Here is a 21,225-nt window from a genome sequence, read left to right as displayed (position 1 = left end):
AAACTATGACCTCTATCCGCCTGGCATTACCGAACAAGGGGCGGATCGCTCAGCCGGTCCGCGAACTTGTGGAGAAGAGCGGGATCCATCTGGTCGGGACCGGCGAGCGCATGCTCGTCGCAAAGACGGTGGATCCCGAGATCGAGGTGCTCTTTGCCCGTCCTGTCGATATCCCGGAATATGTGGCCAACGGGGCCGCGGACATCGGGATCACCGGCCACGACATGGTGATGGAGCGGGGTTCCGATGTCGAGGAACTCCTCGACCTGAAGATGGGGAGCGCCACCCTGGTGGCGGCCGTGCCCGAGGACTCGACGGTGGTCGAGGTCACCGACCTCGACGGGGCGCGGGTGGCGACCGAGTTTCCCACGATCACGAAGACCTTCTTCGAGCGGCACGGGGTCTCGGTCACGATCGTGCCGGTCGGCGGGGCCTGCGAGGCGACGCCGTACCTGGGGATCGCCGACGCCATCGTGGACCTGACGAGTTCGGGGACGACGCTCAAGACAAACCGGCTCCGGGTGATCACCGAGGTGCTCAGGTCGAGCACGGGCGTGATCGCAAACCGGGATGCCCTCGTCGAGAAGAAGGAGAAGGTGCACGAGGTGCTCCTCGCCCTGGAAAGCGTGGTGAGGGCGCAGGGGCAGTGTTACCTGATGATGAACGCCCAGCGGGAGGCCCTGCCGGCGATCGAAGAGGTGCTTCCTGGTCTGGGCGGGCCGACGGTGATGGACGTGGCCTCGAAGGAGGGGCTGGTCGCGGTCCATGCGGTGGTGGCCGAGGAGTGCGTGTACCAGCTCATCAACCAGTTGAAGCAGGCGGGTGCCCGCGATATCCTGGTGATGTCGATCGAGCGGATGATCCCCTGAGTGCTTATGATCGTCTTTCCGGCAGTCGATATCCTGGGCGGGCAGTGCGTGCAACTGGTGCAGGGGCGGCGGGAGAGTGCGCGGGCCTTCGGGACGCCGCTCCAGAACGCACGCCGGTGGCTGGACGCGGGGGCCGAGGCGCTCCATGTGGTGAACCTGGACGGGGCCTTCGGGTCGGCGCGGGCGAACGCGGAGATGATCCGCGAGGTGATCGAGGAGACGGGGGTCTTCGTGCAGCTCGGCGGCGGGATCAGGAGCCGCGAGGACGCTCGCGCCTGGCTGGAGACCGGAGTCGGCCGGGTGATCCTGGGGACGGTGGCGGTCCGCGAGCCTGAGATCATCCGCGATCTCTCCCAGGAGTTCGGGCCCGAGCAGGTGATGGCCGGCGTCGACGCGAGGGGCGGGGCGGTGGTCATCGAGGGCTGGCAGGAGGAGGCCGGCGACTATCTCGCCTGGGCCGAACGCTTCGAGGCGCTCGGGGCGGGTTCGCTCCTCTTCACCAACGTGGCGGTCGAAGGACTCTGCCAGGGCATCGAGACCGAACCGGTCGCACGTCTGCTGGAGCGGACCTCCCTGCCGGTGGTCGTGGCCGGCGGGGTGACGAGCGCGGAGGACGTGCGGGCGCTCCGCGACCTGGGGGTCGCCGGGGTGGTGCTCGGATCGGCGCTGTACAGCGGGAAGATCACGCTTGAAGAGGCACTGGAGGCGGCACGATGAGACAAAGTTCCATTCAGAGAGAGACGAAGGAAACAAAGATCGATCTCACCCTGGACCTGGAGGGCGAGGGGGAGAGCAGGATCGAGACAGGACTGCCCTTCCTCGATCACATGCTCGCGTCGTTTGCAAAACACGGCGGCTTCGCCCTGCGGGTGGATGCGGAGGGCGACCTTGAGGTGGACGCCCACCATCTCGTCGAGGACGTGGGGATCGTGCTCGGCGCGGCGCTGAAGGAGGCGGTCGGCGACGGCGCCGGGATCACGCGCTTCGCCGACGCTTCGATCCCGATGGACGAGGCGCTCGCGACGGTGGCCCTGGACGTCGGCGGCCGGGGCTACCTGGTCTTCATGGGTTCGTTCAACTCACCCGCGGTCGGCGGGATCGACACCACGCTCTTCGAGCACTTCTTCTACAGCCTCTGCACGCAGGCCGGGGTGACGGCCCATGTCAGGTTCTACGGGCGCAACGACCACCACATCGCCGAGGCAATCTACAAGGCCTTCGGCGTCGCCCTCAGGAAGGCGGTCGCACGGGACGGCCGGCAGGGCGTGCCAAGCACGAAAGGCACGCTGTGAAGGATTAGATACTTTTTTTTCGAGGGGAGCGCCGACTACGGCGCCCTTCGACCGACCAGAACCCGACCCATCGCTACGTCGACGAAGGGACGTACACCATTGGACCAACCGTCTCCAACACCTACGGTTCATTGACCGCGGAGCAGACGGTCACCGCTTCTCATACCCCAAGTCCTATAGTGGCCGTTCGACCACCTCTGCCTGGTCGGCAGGTAAGATCTTGATCATCGTCGAGCAGACCGGCCGGGTGGTCTACACGTACGACAAGGTGACCCTCTACCACACGACCGACGATGCAATCGAGGGCGTCCTTGCCCTCTTCAGCGTCGAAGGACATGACTTGAGGAGCCAGGGCATAGAACCTGTCGATGTGGTGCTGTATCGATACCACCACAGTGCATGGCACCCCCTTCCGGCCATGGTCATCAGGGAGGACGAGACCGCCAGGCACATCTCGGCTACAAGTCCAGGTTTCTCCTTCTTTGCGATCGGCAGCGACCCCTCGCCGCCGTCGCGATCTGGAGAATGAGGTAGATCATACTCTTTTTTTCGGCGGTGTTGATTCCCCGATATTCTGAATCGATTGACGACGAGGGCGGACTGATCAGACGTGCCGCCCACAATCGCAGAATCTTCACCGCCATCCCGCGCCGGGGGAGACCCGCGGACCCCCCACGGCAAGGATAGGCGGGGCGGCGATTGAACGAGATCCCCACCGATTCTCCGGCCTTGAAAAGAGAGAGCAAGCGACGATAATATTCAACCGCGTACGCTTGAGCCAGAGGTTCATGCTTCTACACAGCCTGCCGTTCCAACCGGAACAAGAGCGAGCCCACCGACTCGACCATCAGCAGAAACGAAAAACAGGGAAACGTCCGAACAGCGTTCAGGAAAGAAAGAGGGGGGTTCAGGCGGACTTTGCCGCGAGTTCAACATCCTCTTCCTTGATCGTCTTGCGACCGGCGTGCTGGGCGAGGCGGTTTGCCTCTTTGGTCAGGCCGGCGATGTAGGCCTCGGCCTTTCCGACAAGGGCCGCAGCTGCGTCGCTTCCAACTCTCTCAGCACCATTCTTCTTAGCGATTCTGACAACCGCTGCAATTGGTAAGTCTGCCATGTCCAATTACCTCTAGAATATCAGTTTCTCGAAGAGTATTTAATACTTTCCTATTGAACCGCCCATTATGGCTTTTAATATCGTATTAGGGAGGGAATTTTGGTTCACATCCGGTTTGGGTGAAGGAGATTGGCCAAAAAAAGAAAAGTGCAATCTGAGATTATTTTGAGATATTAATCGATTTCGTCGGTTTTTCCCGATCCGGCCATCGACGCGGCGAGGAGCAGGGCGCTCGTGTAATCAGGAGAGGCGCGCGAAGTATCCACAAAAATAGACCCGATATTAACCACCGGCGCCCCATGTCCCGCTCCCTTCCCGAGGAACGTGAGCGTACGGAAGATCAGGTTGCCCGAGATCCCGTCCGGAGCGATGATCACCCCGCACCGACGCACCGCATCCTCGATACGCACCTCGCAGTGCTCCGCATCGCCCAGACGGGCGACCAGTTCGGCATCGGCAAGCGACCGGTCCACCGCCGGGTGGCGACCCACGTCGCCGTACCGCCCGCCCGAGAGGACGGCGACGCGGTTCGAGAGACCGAACGAACGCGCGATCGGCCGCGCCTTCTCCACAAAGGCAAGCCTCTCCGCGATCGTCCATCCCTCGTCCACCCCCACCGGGGCGAAGAGGAACCGCACGCCGTCGGCCGTCTCAAGGAGGGCGACCCGTTCCAGATGATCGACGCCGCACTCCTCCTTCAGGCACCGCAGCGTCTCGTTTGCCGGCAGAGTGCCCCGCACCGCACCCTCGATCCGCCCGGCCAGCAGGTCGTCGACCATCGTCTCCCAGGGCCGCTCGCTCTCCCGCGTCTCGACCCCCAGACCGTCCATCACGCCCGGCCGGCAGTAACAGACGGCCTGCACCCGGTCCGCGACCTTCCTGACACTCTCGGCGACCTTCTCCGGGTCGCCGCCGGCACCGATACCGATACTCATACCAGGTCTGTGGTGTCGATGATCCGCATAATCCCCTCGGACTCAAGATTGAAGACCGAGGTGGTGGTCCCCTCGTACGAGACCGAGAGCGAGTGCGAGTCGTTCACCCACCCGATCGGCCGCGCCGTCATCCCGGCCTCCTCGAAGAGCCGGCAGACCTCCTCGGTGTGCTCGTCATGACAGGTCATGATGAAGCCCATCCCCGGGTACATCCGCACCCAGTGCTCGAAGGTGAGCCCGTGGGCCTTGAGATCAGGGCGCGGGATCGCGTCGAGTTCGATCTCGGCCCCCTTCTTCGAAGTTTCGAGGAGCATCCCCAGCGTGCCGATGACACCGGGGTTGGAGATGTCCTTGGCCGCCGTGACCAGATGACGGGTGGCGAGTTCCCGCATCACCCCGATCTGTTTTCGCACCTCCCCGGCCGACCTCATCGTCGCCGAGTCCCAGTTCAGCAGGCACGAGGGGTGCACCCGACCTTCGAGATCGATCGCGGCCACGATCCGGTCGCCGGCCCCGGCGGTGCTCGAATAGATGACATCGTCGATCGGCATCGAGCCCATGATCGCAAGGTCGATGACCGAGTACGGCGTGTCCGGGTGAAGATGGCCGCCCACGATCGGGACGCCGAACTGCTCGGACGCCGCCTGCATACCTCTGGTCACCTCGTTGCGGAGCGTTCCGTCGGTAAACGAGAGGACGTCGACCATCGCCAGGGGTCTCCCGCCCATCGCGGCGATGTCGTGCACATTCACCAGCACAGCACAATATCCGGCCCAGAACGGGTCGGCTTCCATCAGTCTGCTCCATATGCCGTCTGCCGCCAGGAGGAGAGCCAGGTCGTCCTGCCTGATCACAGCGGCGTCCTCGCCGAAGGACGCGACGACGTCGGGCTGGTCGGTGATCCTGAGACACTCGATCAACTCCCCGATCCCGCGCTTCCTTGTAACCCCTTCGTATTCCCGGACCGATCTGGCAACCGAATCGGGGGAACAGTTGTCTACCACGATAACACCAACATCCTGTAAGCTTGTATGGTACTCTTTTTCATCAAAGATAATGTATTTGATTGCACACCGGAGCCCCAGGCAGGCAGAGCCGCGGGCCATACCACTGCATATTTGAGATCCCCGCCCCTATGATCCTGCATATGGACTGGACCGAGAAGTACCGCCCGCAGAGCCTCCAGGATCTCGTCGGGAACGGGCCAGCCGTGCGCCAGATCTACGAATGGGCCAGGTCGTGGACGCGTGAGAGTCCGCCCCTGATCCTGTACGGGAAGCCCGGCGTGGGCAAGACCTCCAGCGCCCACGCCCTGGCACGCGACATGCGCTGGGAGGTCGTCGAACTGAACGCGAGCGACCAGCGGACGAAGGCCGTCCTCGAACGGGTGGCCGGCACTTCGAGCGCCACGGCAAGCCTCCTCGGGGCCGAGCGCAAACTCATCCTCCTTGACGAGGCCGACAACCTCCACGGGACCGCGGACCGCGGGGGGGCGCGCGCGATCATCGAGATCGTCAAACATTCCTGCCAGCCGATCCTCCTCATCGCCAACGACCTCTACGGCCTCTCGAAGGAACTGCGGGCCATCGGCGAACCGGTCCAGTTCAGGGCCATCCAGGCCCGGTCCATCGTGCCGCGGCTCAGGGAGATCTGCGGGTGCGAGAAGATCGCCTGCTCGCAGGAGGCCCTCGATGCGATCGCCCGGAGTGCCGGGGGCGATGTCCGCGCGGCCGTCAACATGCTCTATGCCTCGGCCCTCGGGAAGGACGAGATCGATGCCGCGGATGTCCACACCGACCAGAAAGACCGGCGGGCGACGATCTTCGACCTCGTCGCCGCCACCTATGCGGGAAAGCCTGACGGCGAGTTGATGGCACTCAGTAGGGCGGTGGACGACGACCCTGATGCCGTCCTCCAGTGGCTCGAAGGCAACCTCCACACCCTCCAGCGTCCCGAGGCCGAGATGCAGGCGTACGTCCCCCTCGCGCGGGCCGACGAGTGGCTCGGGCTCACCCGCCGACGGCAATATTTTGCCCTCTGGAAATACGCCACCGCAACGATGCTCATCGGCGTCAAAGAGGCGACCGGCGGGGTGGGAGCCCACGGGAGACTGATGCCCCCGGCCAGGTGGCGGCGGATGGGCAGCGCCCGCAAACAGAAGGCGGTCCGCGCCTCGGTGATGCACAAACTCTCCCACGCCCTCTCCCTCCCGCAGCACACCATCAGGGAGGAGTACCTCCCGCTCGTCACCCTCCTCGTCGACGAAGACCCCCTCTCGTACGCCGGGGCGCTCGCCCTCGACGCCGACGAACTGAACTTCTTCCTCCACGACACGGCACGGGCGAAGGCGGTGGTCAAAGAACTCAAGGCCGCCGAACGCGAGAGGAAGAAGAGAGAGAAGGAGAAGGAAAAAGAGCGGAAGAAAAAGGAGAAAGAGCCTCGCGAAGATCCTCCTGAACCCGCACCCGAGCCTGAGAAACCCGAAAAAGCGCAGCCGAAGGTGAACCAGGCCACCCTCTTCGACGCCTTCTAGGCGCGGGTTCGGCCGGCCTCCCCTCTTTTCAGAATTTTTTGGGTCTCTTCCCCGCCCCCCATCGAGGTGAGGGAGGGAGACATATCGGTCAAAGGTGCCGCCTCCCCTGAAGGATTCTGTCTCGCCTTCTCATGCCGGGGGCGGCGCCACACTTTTCGGGATCTTTCATTCCGCCTTCCTGCCCCTATCGCAATCCCGGGGGTTCCGGGGGCAGAGCCCCCGGCGCGATTCATATGGGAAGGCGTGACGATCAGAATATGCCACCCCCTCATCACAGGGTTTGTTCTGCCGTCTCGCGAGAGGATAGGGCGGGGGGTGGCACGGGGCGCGTGATCCCGTTGAAAAAAGATTGGACCTCCCCGTCCGGGTTCCATCTTCGGAGTCGCGACAAGAGGGCTGGTGTGGGGGTCAGAATGTGCCGTCCCCTCATCACGCGATCTGTTCTGCCCTCTCGCGAGAAGACAGGGCGGGGGACGGCACGGAGCGCGTGATCACGTTGAATTAATTATCGCCCCTCTCCCGTTCGAGTTCAATCTTCGGGGTCGCGACAAGAGGGCTGGTGTGGAGGTCAGAATGTGCCGTCCCGCATCATCGGATCTTTCCCACAATCTCGCGTGAAGATAGAAGTGGACGACTCTGATCCTCCACTGTGCCGCTCACCATCAATCGCCATGCCTGATACCGGGGCAGGGCCCCCGGCGCGATTCATGGGGGAAGGCACCCTGATCAAACAGGGACGGCCCTGTCACGATCGCTTCGAGGCGCGACAATATCGATGCAGCCGGACGCCGCACTCGATCCGCTCCCCACCGTCCAGATAGACCTCGTCGCCCAGGTGGTAGACGAGGAGGTCGCACTGAAGCGTCCTGGCGAGGGTGATGAGCGCCGGGACCATCTCGACCCCCGGCCTCACCGCATAGACGAGGTCGGCGCCCGCATACCAGGGGAGGTCGGGGCAGAAGACATCGTCTCTCCTCGTCTCCACCCCCGACGTCGACGACGGTTCCCTGATGTCCGTCGCCCGCACCCGCAGCCCGGCCTCATGGCACCATACTGCGACGTCGGGATTTCTCCCGATCCCGATCTCGACGACGTTGAAATAGTTTCCGGAGATATACGCCGCGATACAGCCCTCAATACGTTTATACTCAGATGCCACGAATACCTAGGTATTATGGGTGTCACGATTATTTGGGACCATCAGGTCCCGACCGGTCTGCAGATGCCGGTGGGGCGGCGGATCGAACTGGTCATCGGCACCCCCCTCGATCATGCGGACGCGGAAGGGTTGATCAACGGCTACCATCCCGAACGCAACCAGTATGACGCCCGCGCCGTCCTCGAACGCGTCCTCTTCATGAAACGCCGGGCCAACTGCCGCGACCCCGCTCTTCTCATCGTCACCCACGACCTCTTCATCGACGGGTGCGACTTCGTCTTCGGCCTGGCCAGACCCTCCACCGGCTGCGCCGTCATCTCCCTCGCCCGCCTGGACAACGCCTATTATGGCCGGCCGTCCGCCTTCGACGACCTCGCCGACCGGGCGGCGAAGGAAGGAGCCCACGAGATCTGCCACCTCCTCGGCCTGGAACACTGCGACGACCCCGAGTGCGTGATGTTCAAACCCGAGACCCTCGACGAACTGGATCGGAAGCGGATGAGGCTCTGTCCCGCCTGCCGCGCCCGGCTTTCAGGCAGGCATTCAGGGGAGAAGTGTTAAAGTCCCGTTTATCATACCATCACGGGATCACAATGGGGTATTTTGCTTCATTGATTCAGAGAAAGTTCAAGGACGTAGCAGGGAAGCGGTACGACACCGTCGTGAAAGAGTACCGTGAGTTCCTTCTCACCGAAGAAGAGGCTGTGGTCCCCGAGGTCGCCTCCATCCTCATGCCTCTCGACTACTTTGTGAAGGAGATCCCGCCGGCCCTGTACGAGACCCTCTCGACCTATAAGGGGGCCACGGTCTCGCTGGTGTACATCATCGATATGGAGGTAATCAGGATCGTCGAGGACAGCCTCGACGAGGCGGCGATCCAGGACTTCAAGCAGAAACGCGAAAACTTCGGAGAAGAACTCCTCAAACAAACCGTATCAGAACTTGAAGCAGAAGGGCTCTCGGTAAAGAGCAGGCTCTTTTCAGGAAAGAAGTATGAGAACATCCTCGAACTTGCCGGAGATCACGACATGATCGTGGTCTCGAAGCAGTACGGGGCTTCGACGACCGAGATCTCACCTTTGAGTTCGGTCACCCTCAAACTTGCCCAGACCGCTGACATCCCCATCATTGTCTACTAGAGATATCAGCCATGATAGAAGCAGAACTCATTGCAATAGGCGTATTTCTCATCACCTACGCACTGATCATCGACGAACGGATCCACCGGGCCGTGGCCGCGATGGCCGGCGCCGCGGTGATCACCTTCACCCAGGTCGTCCCCTGGGAAAAGGTTCCCGAATACCTGGACCTCGGGACGATCTTCCTCCTGATGGGGATGATGATCATCGTGAACACCGCTCGCGGGAGCGGGCTCTTCGAGTACATCGCGATCAGGACCGCAAAACTCGCGAAAGGCAGTCCGATGCGGGTGCTGATCCTCTTCTCGATCGTGACCGCGGTGACGAGCGCCTTCCTGGACAACGTGACAACGGTGCTCCTCCTCACCCCGATGCTCCTCTACATCGCGAAACTGATGAAGCTCAACCCGATCCCCTTCCTCCTCTCGGAGATCTTCGCCTCCAACGTGGGCGGGGCGGCGACGCTCATCGGCGATCCGCCCAACATCATGATCGGGTCGGCCGCCGGCCTCGGCTTCAACGACTTCCTCATGACGATGGGGCCGGTCGTCCTCGTCGACATGGTCATCGTGCTGATCATGCTCTACTTCATCTACGGCAAACAGCTGCGGGTCGAGCCCGAAGAACAGAGCAAGATCGCAAAGACCATCGACGACCTGGACGAGCGGGCGGCGATCAAAGACCGCTCGCTCTTCAACAAATCGGTGATCACGATCTTCCTGGTCGTCGCCCTTTTCTTCGTCCACGGCAGTCTCGGAGTCGAGCCCGCGATCGTGGCCCTGACCGGTGCGGCGATCATCCTCTTCTGGAGCCGCGTGCCGCCCGAAGAGATCCTGGAGAAGATCGAGTGGCCGGCCCTCTTCTTCTTCGGCGGGCTCTTCATCATCGTCGGCGCCCTCGTCGAGACCGGGCTCATCTCACAGGTCGCCGGTTTCGTGGTCAGCCACGTCAACACCACCGGCGAGGCGATGATCATCATCGCCTGGTTCTCGGCCATCGCCTCGGCAATCGTGGACAACATCCCGCTCACCGCCACCCTTATCCCTCTCATCCAGGACATGGGGATGACGATGGAGGTCGAGCCCCTCTGGTGGGCCCTCTCTCTTGGCGCCTGCATGGGCGGGAACGGGACGGCGATCGCCGCCTCGGCGAACGTCGTGGTCATCGGGATCGCCGAGCGCGAGGGGATCTCCATCTCGTTCATGGAGTTCCTCAAGATGGGGATGCTCATCCTCGTCGTGACCGTGGCCGTCGGCCTCGGCATCCTCCTCCTCATGTTCACATGAGGACGGGGGAACTCGTATTTTTGGGGGCGGAGGAGAGGCCTCCCCGCTTTTGTCGAGGGGATCGATCTTCTGTTTGTGTCTTCCCGGAGAAATCACGCAGGGGTTCTCAATCCCTGGTGGAGCATGGGGGTAGGCACGTCGATCAGACGGGCCGCCCCCAACAGAAGAACGAGAAACTTTACCCTGCTCTCTCTCGCCGGGGGGAGACCCCCCCCGGACCCCCCCCACGGCGAAGATAGGGGCAGGGCGGCAACGAAGCGGTTTTCTTGCCCGCTGCTCCGCCATGAAGAGCGTGATCAAGAGTCCCTGGCCAGAAATTTGACTGATGACTCGACACCAGGAGACGGCGCGAGAGCAGAGGGCCGCCCCCTCGAAGAATTTTCTCCGTTGTCTCGCGCTGGGGGCCGGGGGCGGCGCTGGTTTCTATTCCCACTTGTTGCCTGATCGTGAGGAGAGGGATCAAGCCCTTCCACGCTCTGTAACATTACTCTGAGCGATTTTCATGCAGTATGCCTGAAGCGTGCGCTCGGCTCATGCTTGATTCTACACAGCCGGGGCTCTCAACAAAACCGGATTTTCAGTCCCATTCCGGGGCATGATCGTTTTCTTCGCAAGCCTGATGTAGCGGGGGCGACAACACTTCTTCTGCAATTCATACTATCGACCTTCTCCGGGAGGCAGAGAACACGAACACCAGATCATGTGAGCCACACACTCACGAAAAATCAGAGGAGACGAGATGACCGGCCCTGAACTCATCGCCATCGCGATCTTCCTCTTCACCTACGCCCTGATCATCGACGAGCGGATCCACCGGGCCGTGGCGGCGATGGCCGGCGCCGCGGTGATCGCCTTCGCCGGGATCGTCCCCTGGGAAAAGATCCCCGAATACCTGGACCTCGGCACCATCTTCCTCCTGATGGGGATGATGATCATCGTGAACACCGCACGCGGGAGCGGACTCTTCGAGTACATCGCGATCAAGACCGCCAAACTCTCGAAGGGCAGCCCGATGCGGGTGCTGGTCCTCTTCGCCCTCGTGACCGCGGTGACGAGCGCCTTCCTGGACAACGTGACGACGGTGCTCCTCCTCACCCCGATGCTCCTGTACATCGCGAGAGTCATGGAGCTCAACCCGGTCCCCTTCCTCCTCACCGAGATCTTCGCCTCCAACGTGGGCGGGGCGGCGACGCTCATCGGCGACCCCCCGAACATCATGATCGGCTCGGCCGCCGGCCTCGGGTTCAACGACTTCCTCTTCACGATGGGACCGATCGTCGCCGTCGACTTCGTGGTGGTCATCCTCTTCCTGGCCCTCCTCTACCGCAAGAAGATCGCCGTCGGGAAGGAGGCGATGGAGAAGATCGTCCGGACCCTTGAGGGCCTGGACGAGCGGGCGGCGATCAAGGACCGCTCGCTCTTCATCAAGTCGGTGGTCACCATCCTCCTGGTCGTCGTCCTCTTCTTCGTCCACGGCGAACTCGGGGTGGAGCCTGCCGTCGTGGCCCTGACCGGTGCGGCGCTCATCCTCTTCTGGAGCCGCGTGCCGCCCGAAGAAGTCCTAGAGAAGATCGAGTGGCCCGCCCTCTTCTTCTTCGGCGGGCTCTTTGTCATCGTCGGTGCCCTCGTCGAGACCGGGCTCATTGCCCAGGTCGCGAACTTCGTCGTCGGCCATGTCTCCTCCACCGGCGAGGCGATGATCATCATCGCATGGTTCTCGGCCATCGCCTCGGCCTTCGTGGACAACATCCCGCTCACCGCCACCCTCATCCCTCTCATCAGGGACATGGGCACGGCGATGGACGTCGGTCCTCTCTGGTGGGCCCTCTCCCTGGGCGCATGTCTCGGCGGAAACGGGACGGCCATCGGCGCTTCGGCAAATGTGGTGGTCCTCGGGGTCGCCGAGCGGGAAGGCATAAATATCAGCTTCATCGAATTCCTGAAGGTAGGGATGATCGTCCTCTTCCTCAGCGTGACGATCGGCCTCGGCCTCCTCTGGCTGCGCTTCATGTGGTGATGGAATGAAGATACTGGCACTCATCGACGGCTCCAAGTGGGGTCACAAAGCGGCACTGCACGCCGTCTCAATTGCAAAACGGAAAAAAGACTCCGAGATCGTTCTCCTCAGCGTCATGGACCGGCGGGAGGCGCGGGTGATGGCCTTCAACTACTGCACCCAGAGCGACCGGTGCGAGATCATCGGAACCTACGAACAGAATATCTGGGACTCGATGCACCAGAGTCTCAAAGACGAGCTCGAGAACCTCAAGGTGTACTGCGCGGAGGAAGGATGCCGGTGCACCTCCAGAGTCGCCGAAGGGAGTAGAAGAGAGGAGATCGTCAGGGAGGTCAACGCCGGGGGGTACTCGCTCGTCGTGATGGGCGCCCACGGCCGGACCGGCCGTCTGCAACTTGGCAGCACCCTGGGCGAGATCAGCGGGGAGATCGAGACCCCGGTGCTTATTGTCCGCTGACCTGCGGGTCAGCGAGATTCCTGTTTTTCATTCGGATTGCCGTGAGCGAGTTGAGGACCGCGACCTTGACGCAGGGGTCGCAGAAGTCGTAGACCTGCTGGAGCGGAACAAAGGCCCTGATGTCCCCGATCTTGCCGAGTGCCTCCGCGGCTTCGTACCGGCAGTTCTCGTCGTGCCTGAGGACGGCGACGAGCGGTTCCACAGCTCTGAGATCCCCGATCTCCCCGAGGATCTCGACGGCCGTCCTTCGCACGTCGGCCGAGTTGTCGGTGAGGAGGGCGAGAAGCGAGTCGGTCACGTCGGTGCCGCCGATCTTGACGACCGCCTCCGCGGCGACAAGCCTCACCTCCCAGTTCCGGTCCCTGAGGTGATCGAGGAGGGGCTCTTCGGCTGCGGGGTCGCCGATCTTGCCGAGGGCTTTTGCGGCCTCGAACCTGATCTCGTAATTTTTGTCGTCCAGGGCCTCGATGAGGGGACCGACCGCCCGGCGGTCGCCGAGTTCGCCGAGGGCGAAGACGATCCCATCCCGGCCGTCGGGCCCGTCCTTCTCGTCGAGGGCGTCGAGGAGATACTCCACCGCTCTCGGATCCCCGATCTCGCCAAGTCCGGTCGCCGCCCCCCACCTGACGTCCGGATCGTCGTCCCTGAGCGCCTTGATCAGGGCGCAGACAGCGTCCGAGGCCTGCATCCCGCCGAGGCTGATCGCCGCCTTCCAGCGGACGTCCTTATCTTTATCTCTCAATACCCTGACCAGGGCCCCGACCGCCCGCTCGTCCCCGATCTTGCCGAGGGCCTCGGCCACACCCCAGCGCACGTATTTGTTCTGGTCCTGGAGCGCTTCGATGAGCCGCGGGACAGCAGGTACCCCGATCTCCACGAGGGAGGCAACCGCCTCCCACCTGGCGGCGAGGTTCGGATCCTTGAGGTCGAGGATCAACCCCTCGATCTCGTCTGCCAGAGAATCTTCTATCTCACCTTCCTGGCTATTGGTGTCCCGAATATGTGCTCCCATGCTCCAATCCTGAAATGACTTAATCACTACGGTGTGAAATCTTATCAAACTTCCCGCCACGCCTTGCTACAACGAGAAGCGCGCCCCCCCGAGCATACCGAATTTCAGACGATATCGAGCCCCACGTCCACATTCCGGACCGTATGGGTCAGGGCTCCCATGCTGACGAGATCCGCCCCCGTCCCTCCATACTTTGGGGCGGTCTCCGGCGTGATCCCGCCCGAAACCTCGATGAGGACGCGGTCGCGCAGACCGGCCGCCTTGAGTGCCTCGACGGCGGCGGAGACCGCGGCGGGCGTCATGTTGTCGAGGAGGATCAGGTCCGCCCCGGCCCTGGCGGCTACGACGGCGTCCTCCACAGTCTCCACCTCGATCTCCACCTTGTGATAGACCGAGTAGGCCCGTGCCCGCCGCACCGCCTCCTCGAACCCGACGAGGCCGAGATGGTTGTCCTTGATGAGGAACATGTCGGAGAGAGAGCGGCGGTGGCCCTCCCCGCCGCCGAGGACCGCGGCCTTCTTGTCGAGGGCCCGGAGTCCGGGTGCGGTTTTCCTGGTGGAGGCGACCCTGAGATGCGGGTCGACGGCCTCCACCGCCCGCACCACCTCCCTTGTCGCGGTGGCGATCCCGCTCATCCGACCGATGAGGTTGAGGACGGTGCGCTCGCCCAGGAGCACGGCGCGGGCCGGCCCGGAGACGGTCATCACCGTCGTGCCGGGGTCGACCTCCGCCCCGTCCTCGACCTTCGCCTCGGCCTCGACGCCGAGATGCCTGAAGAGGGCGACGCCCTCCTCGAGTCCGGCGACGACGCATCGCTCCCGCGTCCTGACCCCGGCCGTGAGCACGGCGTCCGCGGGCACCACGGCCTCGGAGGTGATGTCCCCGAAGGGAGCGTCCTCCTCCAGGAACGAGATGAGGCGCCCGAGGTCGACGGTCGTGTTTTTCACCCCCTGAGGGCGATCATCCGTTCGATGGCCTTCCGGGCGCGGTCGGCGATCTCCTCGTCGATCGTCACCTCGTACTCCCCGGTCTCGAGGGCCCGGCGCACGTCTTCGAGGGTCGTGCGCTTCATGTCCTCGCAGACGACTCCCTCGACGGCATGGAAAGTGCGGTCGGGGAAGAGGCGGCCGAGACGGTAGGCCATCCCCTCCTCGGTGAGCACCGTCCAGTTCTGGTGGAGGTGCGCCTGCCTGGCCATCCCGCCGGTCGAGGCGACGAGGTCGGAGGCCTCCTGCACCTCAGGGTCGCACTCGGGGTGGCAGACCACGGCGTCGCCCCTCGCATGGGCGGCCTCGACGTCGGCAAGGGTGTATTCCCGGTGGACCGGACAGTGACCGTCCGCGGGGAGGGGGATGATCGTCTTCCCCGACACCTGCTCTGCGACATAGTGCGCCAGGTTGGCGTCCGGCCCGAAGAGCACCGTCTTCTCGGCGAGGGACTCCACCACCTCGACGGCGTTCGCCGAGGTGCAGGTGATATCGGCCTCGGCCTTCGACTCGATCGTCGAGTTGACGTACAGCACGACGGCGGCGTTCGGGTGGCGGGCCTTCGCCTCGCGGACCATCTCTGGGGTGAGACAGTCAGCGAGCGGGCACCCGGCATTCTTCACCGGGAGGAGCACCTTCCTCGACGGGTTGAGGATCTTCGCCGTCTCGGCCATGAACTCGACCCCGCAGAAGACGAGCACGTCAGCCGTGGCTTCCTTGGCCTTGATCGCAAGTTCCAGGCTGTCGCCTACAAAATCGGCGATCTCCTGGACCTCAGGTATCTGGTAGTTGTGGGCGAGGATTACCGCGCCCTGTTCTTCTTTGAGTTTCCGTATTTCATCCTGGATCATGTTCCCACTCTCATCGGTTCGCCGAGGTTCTTGAGCAGGGTCACGATCGAGAGCGCGGCAAGATAACTTGTCGCCGGGTTGTCAGGACTCGGCAGGTTCTTCACGGTGATCGTCGCCTCACCGAAGTCCCCTTCGATGAAGATCTCGTGCACGTTCCTGTCGACGCTCGGGTCGGCCCAGAGTTCCACTTCCACATCCCGTCCGGCGGCGAGTTCGAGGGCGACCGAGACGTTGGTATTCTTGGGATAGTGCTTGATGCACTCGTTCGCCATCCCTGAGAAGAGGCACGTGCGTTCGGCGCACTCTTCGATATTGAGGGACCGCGGGTTCTTGGTCGTGCGCAGCAGCAGTCTGGTGATCCCTGAGACCTGCCCGATCTTGAGGTTGTCGAGTCCGAAGATCGCCCCGCTCGGAATATAGATCTTTCTGCCGAGAGACGAGGCGAGGTCGATGATCTCCTGCCTGAACAATTCGTCTGCGAAAACCCCGACACTCATGACGACAAGGTCTTTCCCATGTTCAAGAACCGAGGCTGCATATTTCTGAGCGGCATCGATGGAAGCCGCTTCAACAACGATATCGTAGTCTTCATTGAGAAAGTCTTCGATATTTCCAAACGCCTTCGCGTCGCAGAGTTTCCCGGCCTCCTCTGCACGTCCTGGCATCTGGTCAAAAAGGGCGACAATATCGACTCCTACATGATTTTTAATTATGATATTCCCGATATTGCCGCACCCCAGCAGGCCTATGGTGAGCATCTGTATATGATAGGTGGAAGGGGGGTTAAGGGTTGTGCTGGGGAGGATCCGGCGCCCTCTGCGGCCGCAGTCTGCAGACTGATATGGGGTGGGAACAGAGGGTATAGGGATGGACGAGTTCAGGGACAGGCGGGTGTGGATCGAGACCTACGGATGCACCTACAACCAGGCCGATTCTCACCGGTTGGCCGGCATCCTGGAGGGGCAGGGGTGCACCGTCGTCGACGATCCGGAGGCGGCCGATCTGGTCGTCATCAACACCTGTATCGTCATCGGCCGGACCGAGCGGGAGATGCTCAGGCGGATCGGAGCGTGCGCGGACCGCGACCTGGTGGTCACCGGGTGCATGCCGGTGGTCATGGGCGATGCGATCCTGGCCGCGGCGCCGCATGCGCACCTCGTCCTCCCGGCCGAGATCGACCGGCGCTGGCCGGCAGGGTGTGCGAAGACCGGGGGCGCGGTCGGGATCCTCCAGGTCTCCTCCGGGTGTATGGGCCGGTGCGCCTACTGCATCACCCGTGCGGCGCGGGGGAGGCTGAAGAGCAGGCCGGTTGATAGGATTTGTGGAGATCTCGCGGCCCTGGCGGAGGACGGCGTCGCGGAGGTGCAGGTGACGGCGCAGGACGTGAGCGCCTGGGGGATGGACCTGGACGGGGACGGGCGTCTGCCCGACCTGGTGCGGGCGATGACGGCGGTGCCGGGCGAGTTCAGGCTGCGCCTCGGGATGATGAACCCGGCGACGGTACTGGACTCGCTCGACTCCCTGGTAGAGGCGTGCCGGGACGAGAAGGTCTTCTCGTTCATTCATCTCCCGGTCCAGTCGGGGTGTGACCGGGTGCTCGCGGCGATGCGGCGGGGCAACACAGTCGAGGAGTTCGAGCGGATCGTCGCGACCTTCAGGGCCGGGGTGCCGGGGGTGCGGATCTGCACCGACATCATCGTCGGCTACCCGACCGAGACCGAGGAGGACTTTGCCGAGACCCTCGCAATGGTCGAGCGGGTCAGGCCCGACAAGGTGAACATCACGCGCTACTCGGTGCGGCCGGGCACGCCGGCGGCCGAGATGAAGCAGGTGCCCGGACGGGTGGTGAAGGCGCGTTCACGGCTTCTCGACGCAACGGTCAAACGGATCTTTTCCGAGAAGAACGAGGCGGTGCTGGGCCGGGTCGTGCGGGCGGTGGTGGTCGGGCAGAAGCGGCCGGGCTCGGTGGTGGCCCGCGACCAGGCCTACCGCGAGATCGTGGTCCAGGGAGACCTGAGGCCGGGGACGTGGATCGAGGTGGAGGTCACCGGGAACCGGACGGTGTACATGACCGGAAGGCTGAAAGAAGGATCTACATATAGTGAGAAACCTAACTCAGTATCAACGGAGCACTAGGCATGGACGAGATCGAAGCGGGGCTTGCGGCCCTTATCAACCGGATCAAAGCGGCGAAAGAGGAGAAGGAACATCTCGCCGGCGACCTTGCCGGACAGGAGGCCGACCTGCTCGTGCGGATGGGCGAGATGGCGGCGCCCCTCATCGGTGAGGTCGGGGTCAGCCTCCTCGAGGCCGGGCGGCAGGACGCACAGGGGCAGATCTTCAAGCCCCTGTACTACCGGGAGAAGATGATCGTGCTGGGCAAGACCGACCCGATGCCGTACCGTCCCGACGATGCGAGCAAGAAGGTGGCCGACCAGTACTGCGTCCTCACCGAGAAGGGGGAGTTCGCCGAACTGATGTACAGTGCCGACGGTCAGATGGTCGACTCGTATTTCTGCCCCCTCACCCCGGCGGAGGCGGTGGAGATCTACGGCTACGACCTGATGCTCATGCTCTACCGCGCCCTTAAGGAGTATCTCACCGGCGAGGAGGAGACGGTCGAGGCGCTGGGCAAGACCGTCGCGTTCTTGAAGGAAGAAGCGAAATCGAAATAATTTTTTTGCGGAGGTGATGGGGCCCCATGGTACTTTTTGGCGGGGGGGTGGCGATGGAACACGATCCCCATCGGTTCTTCAGTCTTGAAAAAGAGCGATCGAACGACGAAACATTTTCATCACATATGCTTGAGGCATGCGTTCGCCTCATGAGCAATTCTCCAGAGCCCATATTTTCTACGATATGCCGCCACCCCTATCCTCATAATACGAGGGTTCGGGGAACCCGAACCCTCGACGGTGGCGATAGGCGGGGGCGGCGATGAGGCGGATCCGGTGAGCCCTCTCCCATCTCTCTGGGGGTGTGCCGTCCGCCCCTATCCTCATACTACAGGGAACCCGAACCCCCGCAGCGACACCTGAAAGAGAAAACAAGAGATCGAAGACGGCCGCTCCGCTCCCGCGTTCATCCGCTCAAAAAAACCGAGGGGAAAAGTCCCCTCTTATTCCTTCTTCAGCCCGGCCTCACGCCCCAGGGCAAAGGCCCTGAGGTTGAGGTCGAGGGTCTTTGGCGGGACCGAGCGCCGCACCGCCTCTTCCAGGCTCTCGGGTTTGAGCGGGAAGGAGGGCGCCGCGGCGCCGAGCATCACGACGTTCTGCACGATGAGGTTGCCTGCTTCGGCCGCCAGGTCGGCGGCGTCGACCAGGGTGAGGTCGAAGTCGGCGAGGTCGGCGACGAGGGCGTCGCGGCCCGGCATATCGAGGCTCTGCATGTGGACCGAGGTGGGGACGACGGTGTGGTCGTTGGCGATTATCCGCGCTCCCTTCTTGAGATAGTGGCGGTAGCGCACCGCCTCCAGGAGGTCGAGGGCGATCATCAGGTCGGCGCCGCCCGGCACGATGAGGGGGCCGAACTCCCCGCCGATCCTGACGTGGCTCTCCACCGACCCGCCGCGCTGGGCCATGCCGTGGGTCTCCACGCCCTTGATCGGGGTCTCCTCGATGAGGCAGGCCTCGCCGATGATGTTCGAGGCAAGGATGGTGCCCTGCCCGCCGATACCCACGATCAGTACGTCAAAACTGCTGCTCATCTCCGTCCCTCCTTTCCGATGGCGCCAGTGGGGCAGAGGTCGGCGCAGACCCCGCAGCCGTTGCAGAGTTCATTGATCACGGCCTTATCGTTCTCGTCGCGCCCGATGGCCGGGCACCCGAACCTGAGGCAGGCGCCGCACGCGGTGCAGACCTCGGGGTCGACGACGTACCGACCCCGCCTGACCTTCGCCCGCTTCGCGGTGATGACGCAGGCCTGTTTGGCGATGACCACCTTGACGCCGGGCCGCGCCTTTGCCTCCTTGAGCACCTGGAGGGAGGCGGTGAAGTCGTAGGGGTCGACGGTCTCGACGAACTGCACCCCGCAGGCCCGGCAGAGGGCTTCGAGGGAGACCGGGACGCTCGACGCGCCCATCGCCGTCTCCCCGGTGCAGGGGTTGGGTTGGTGGCCGGTCATCGCGGTGATCCGGTTGTCCAGGATGACGAGGGTCATCTCGGCGTTGTTGTACACCGCGTTGATGAGGCCCTGGATACCGGTGTGGAGGAAGGTCGAGTCGCCGATGGTGGCGACGACCGGCCGTTCTTCACCAGAGTGGGCGATCCCGCTCCCGACGGTGACCGAGGCGCCCATGCAGATGGTGGTGTCCACGGTGCCGAGCTGGAGGCCGAGGGTGTAGCACCCGATGTCAGAGGGGTAGATGCCGTCAGGGAAGGCCCGTTTGATCGCGTAGAAGACCGAGCGGTGGGGGCATCCGGCACAGAGGACCGGGGGCCGCGGCGGGAGGCCGGGGGCCGCGGCGGCGGGAGCCTGGAAGGGCGAGGCCGCGAGGATCCCGGCCTTCACCATCATCTCGGCGACGAGGGCAGGGGAGAACTCGCCCTCTTTGGGGACGGTGCCGTCCATCTGCCCGAAGACCTTCACGCCGCAGGAGAGCTGGCGCAGCCGCTCTTCGACGATCGGTGCGCCCTCCTCGACGATCAGCACGGTCTCGTGCGCCCGGACGAACTCCTCCATCCAGGCCGGGTCGACCGGGAAGCACCCGATCTTCATGAAGGAGACGTCGGCCGGGAGCACCTCGCGGACATAGGAGGCGGCGATCCCGCAGGCGACGACCGCGGTCTTGCCGCGGACCTCGGCGGTGTTGTACCCGAGGGCGTGGACGGCCTTCCTGACCGCGGGCTGCTTCTCGTTGAGTTTCTTGTGGAGCACGCGGGTGTGCGCCGGGACCACGACGTACTGCGTCGGGTCCTTCTCGAAGGCGCCGGTGCGGTGCTCCTCGCTCGCCTCGGCCAGGTCGACGTCGCCCTTGGAGTGGCAGATCCTGGTCGTCGGCCGGTACAGCACCGGCAGGCCCACCGCTTCGGAGAGGGCGAAGGCGTCCTTCATCATGTCGTGCGCCTCCTGCACGCTCGCGGGGACCATGCAGGGGATCTTTGCGAAGTGAGCGTAGCGCCGGGTGTCCTGCTCGTTCTGCGAGGAGTGGGCATAAGGATCGTCGGCCGAGAGGACGACGAACCCACCCTTCGCCCCGGTGTAGGCGCTGGTCATCAGGGGGTCGGCGGCGACGTTGAGGCCCACGTGCTTCATGGTCACCATCGAGCGGAGCCCGCACCAGGATGCGGCGAGGGCGTTCTCGAAGGCCACTTTCTCGTTCACCGACCATTCGATGTAGAACTCCCGCTCCTTCTGCGCCCTGAGTGTGTCGACCACCTCGGACGACGGTGTTCCGGGATAGCCGCTCGCGAAGTCGATGCCCGCCTCGATGCAGGCATGGGCGATGGCTTCGTTCCCAAGGAGGTATCGTTTCACCATATTCTGCGTCCCATGGTATGTACGCCTGACTCCTTTTTAATGATCCCTCACGATGGGGGGTCGTGGGGCAGGAAACGGCGCAACCTTTAAATCTGTG

At 63.4% G+C, this 21,225-nt stretch carries 23 protein-coding genes; 13 read left to right on the top strand and 10 right to left on the bottom strand.

What is annotated here, in order from left to right; all coding sequences use genetic code 11:
* Positions 1–5 precede the first annotated feature (5 nt).
* The 5 genes from hisG to RJ40_RS11705 are packed head-to-tail and all read left to right on the top strand — an operon-like array spanning position 6 to position 2,690.
* Positions 6–869 carry an ATP phosphoribosyltransferase gene (hisG, locus tag RJ40_RS11720; RefSeq protein WP_265581036.1) on the top strand — a complete coding sequence of 288 codons (864 nt, stop codon included), beginning with the start codon at positions 6–8 and terminating at the stop codon, positions 867–869.
* Between the two features lie 6 nt (positions 870–875).
* Positions 876–1,586: a 1-(5-phosphoribosyl)-5-[(5-phosphoribosylamino)methylideneamino]imidazole-4-carboxamide isomerase gene (gene hisA, locus RJ40_RS11715; RefSeq protein ID WP_265581035.1), complete on the top strand. Its 711-nt coding sequence runs from the start codon at positions 876–878 to the stop codon at positions 1,584–1,586.
* Positions 1,583–2,161 (top strand): imidazoleglycerol-phosphate dehydratase HisB, encoded by a 579-nt coding sequence (gene hisB, locus RJ40_RS11710; protein ID WP_265581034.1) that lies wholly within the window; start codon positions 1,583–1,585, stop codon positions 2,159–2,161. Before hisA ends, hisB begins: the two co-directional genes overlap by 4 nt.
* 8 nt (positions 2,162–2,169) lie before the next feature.
* Positions 2,170–2,385 (top strand): PKD domain-containing protein, encoded by a 216-nt coding sequence (locus RJ40_RS13060; protein ID WP_394357405.1) that lies wholly within the window; start codon positions 2,170–2,172, stop codon positions 2,383–2,385.
* The gene (locus RJ40_RS11705; RefSeq protein WP_265581033.1) at positions 2,382–2,690 is read left to right on the top strand and encodes a PGF-pre-PGF domain-containing protein; all 309 of its coding nucleotides are present in this window, start codon (positions 2,382–2,384) and stop codon (positions 2,688–2,690) included. The genes RJ40_RS13060 and RJ40_RS11705 overlap by 4 nt, the downstream gene beginning before the upstream one ends.
* Before the next feature lie 378 nt (positions 2,691–3,068).
* Here RJ40_RS11705 and RJ40_RS11700 read toward each other — a convergent pair whose 3' ends face one another.
* The 3 genes from RJ40_RS11700 to RJ40_RS11690 all read right to left on the bottom strand — a co-directional run bounded on the left by RJ40_RS11700 (position 3,069) and on the right by RJ40_RS11690 (position 5,214).
* On the bottom strand, positions 3,069–3,275 hold the full coding sequence (locus tag RJ40_RS11700; protein WP_265581032.1) for a histone family protein: 207 nt from the start codon (positions 3,273–3,275) through the stop codon (positions 3,069–3,071).
* Positions 3,276–3,448: 173 nt separating this feature from the next.
* Entirely contained in the window at positions 3,449–4,210 is a 762-nt protein-coding gene (gene mtxX, locus RJ40_RS11695; RefSeq protein WP_265581031.1) for a methanogenesis marker protein Mmp4/MtxX, read from the bottom strand.
* Positions 4,207–5,214 (bottom strand): methanogenesis marker 2 protein, encoded by a 1,008-nt coding sequence (locus tag RJ40_RS11690; RefSeq protein WP_265581030.1) that lies wholly within the window; start codon positions 5,212–5,214, stop codon positions 4,207–4,209. The genes mtxX and RJ40_RS11690 overlap by 4 nt, the downstream gene beginning before the upstream one ends.
* Positions 5,215–5,345: 131 nt before the next feature.
* Here RJ40_RS11690 and RJ40_RS11685 point away from each other — a divergent pair, with 131 nt between their 5' ends.
* On the top strand, positions 5,346–6,743 hold the full coding sequence (locus RJ40_RS11685) for a replication factor C large subunit (protein WP_265581029.1): 1,398 nt from the start codon (positions 5,346–5,348) through the stop codon (positions 6,741–6,743).
* Between the two features lie 745 nt (positions 6,744–7,488).
* On the opposite strand, the gene RJ40_RS11680 is transcribed toward RJ40_RS11685, so the two are convergent.
* Positions 7,489–7,902 carry a UPF0146 family protein gene (locus RJ40_RS11680; RefSeq protein ID WP_265581028.1) on the bottom strand — a complete coding sequence of 138 codons (414 nt, stop codon included), beginning with the start codon at positions 7,900–7,902 and terminating at the stop codon, positions 7,489–7,491.
* A gap of 15 nt (positions 7,903–7,917) precedes the next feature.
* Between RJ40_RS11680 and RJ40_RS11675 the strand changes: the two genes are divergently transcribed.
* The 5 genes from RJ40_RS11675 to RJ40_RS11655 all read left to right on the top strand — a co-directional run bounded on the left by RJ40_RS11675 (position 7,918) and on the right by RJ40_RS11655 (position 12,801).
* Entirely contained in the window at positions 7,918–8,463 is a 546-nt protein-coding gene (locus RJ40_RS11675; protein ID WP_265581027.1) for an archaemetzincin family Zn-dependent metalloprotease, read from the top strand.
* 50 nt (positions 8,464–8,513) lie between these two features.
* Complete coding sequence (locus tag RJ40_RS11670; RefSeq protein ID WP_265581026.1) at positions 8,514–9,041, top strand: universal stress protein; 528 nt, start codon at positions 8,514–8,516, stop codon at positions 9,039–9,041.
* 11 nt (positions 9,042–9,052) lie between these two features.
* The gene (locus tag RJ40_RS11665; RefSeq protein WP_265581025.1) at positions 9,053–10,327 is read left to right on the top strand and encodes an ArsB/NhaD family transporter; all 1,275 of its coding nucleotides are present in this window, start codon (positions 9,053–9,055) and stop codon (positions 10,325–10,327) included.
* Positions 10,328–11,066: 739 nt separating this feature from the next.
* Positions 11,067–12,344: an ArsB/NhaD family transporter gene (locus tag RJ40_RS11660; RefSeq protein ID WP_265581024.1), complete on the top strand. Its 1,278-nt coding sequence runs from the start codon at positions 11,067–11,069 to the stop codon at positions 12,342–12,344.
* A gap of 4 nt (positions 12,345–12,348) precedes the next feature.
* Entirely contained in the window at positions 12,349–12,801 is a 453-nt protein-coding gene (locus RJ40_RS11655) for a universal stress protein (protein ID WP_265581023.1), read from the top strand.
* Here RJ40_RS11655 and RJ40_RS11650 read toward each other — a convergent pair.
* The 4 genes from RJ40_RS11650 to nadX all read right to left on the bottom strand — a co-directional run bounded on the left by RJ40_RS11650 (position 12,788) and on the right by nadX (position 16,408).
* Positions 12,788–13,813 carry a HEAT repeat domain-containing protein gene (locus RJ40_RS11650; protein ID WP_265581022.1) on the bottom strand — a complete coding sequence of 342 codons (1,026 nt, stop codon included), beginning with the start codon at positions 13,811–13,813 and terminating at the stop codon, positions 12,788–12,790. The two genes, RJ40_RS11655 and RJ40_RS11650, sit on opposite strands and share 14 nt — an antisense overlap.
* A 104-nt stretch (positions 13,814–13,917) precedes the next feature.
* On the bottom strand, positions 13,918–14,760 hold the full coding sequence (gene nadC / locus RJ40_RS11645; protein ID WP_265581021.1) for a carboxylating nicotinate-nucleotide diphosphorylase: 843 nt from the start codon (positions 14,758–14,760) through the stop codon (positions 13,918–13,920).
* Positions 14,757–15,650 carry a quinolinate synthase NadA gene (gene nadA / locus RJ40_RS11640; RefSeq protein ID WP_265581020.1) on the bottom strand — a complete coding sequence of 298 codons (894 nt, stop codon included), beginning with the start codon at positions 15,648–15,650 and terminating at the stop codon, positions 14,757–14,759. Before nadA ends, nadC begins: the two co-directional genes overlap by 4 nt.
* Complete coding sequence (nadX, locus tag RJ40_RS11635; protein ID WP_265581019.1) at positions 15,647–16,408, bottom strand: aspartate dehydrogenase; 762 nt, start codon at positions 16,406–16,408, stop codon at positions 15,647–15,649. Before nadX ends, nadA begins: the two co-directional genes overlap by 4 nt.
* A gap of 109 nt (positions 16,409–16,517) precedes the next feature.
* Between nadX and RJ40_RS11630 the strand changes: the two genes are divergently transcribed.
* Positions 16,518–17,786 (top strand): tRNA (N(6)-L-threonylcarbamoyladenosine(37)-C(2))-methylthiotransferase, encoded by a 1,269-nt coding sequence (locus RJ40_RS11630; RefSeq protein ID WP_265581018.1) that lies wholly within the window; start codon positions 16,518–16,520, stop codon positions 17,784–17,786.
* A gap of 2 nt (positions 17,787–17,788) precedes the next feature.
* A complete protein-coding gene (locus tag RJ40_RS11625) occupies positions 17,789–18,325 on the top strand; it encodes a hypothetical protein (RefSeq protein ID WP_265581017.1) in 537 nt (178 codons plus the stop codon).
* Between the two features lie 443 nt (positions 18,326–18,768).
* Here the strand turns inward: RJ40_RS11625 and RJ40_RS11620 are convergent, their stop codons facing one another.
* Together RJ40_RS11620 and iorA are read right to left on the bottom strand one after the other, a co-directional pair.
* On the bottom strand, positions 18,769–19,356 hold the full coding sequence (locus RJ40_RS11620) for an indolepyruvate oxidoreductase subunit beta (RefSeq protein WP_265581016.1): 588 nt from the start codon (positions 19,354–19,356) through the stop codon (positions 18,769–18,771).
* The gene (gene iorA, locus RJ40_RS11615) at positions 19,353–21,128 is read right to left on the bottom strand and encodes an indolepyruvate ferredoxin oxidoreductase subunit alpha (protein ID WP_265581015.1); all 1,776 of its coding nucleotides are present in this window, start codon (positions 21,126–21,128) and stop codon (positions 19,353–19,355) included. The genes RJ40_RS11620 and iorA overlap by 4 nt, the downstream gene beginning before the upstream one ends.
* Positions 21,129–21,225: the final 97 nt, after the last annotated feature.

Origin of the sequence: Methanofollis aquaemaris (genome assembly GCF_017357525.1) — an archaeon.
Lineage (GTDB): Archaea > Halobacteriota > Methanomicrobia > Methanomicrobiales > Methanofollaceae > Methanofollis > Methanofollis aquaemaris.
Note: the sequence above shows the minus strand (reverse complement) of the source record. Positions and strands in the feature narration are given on the sequence as shown.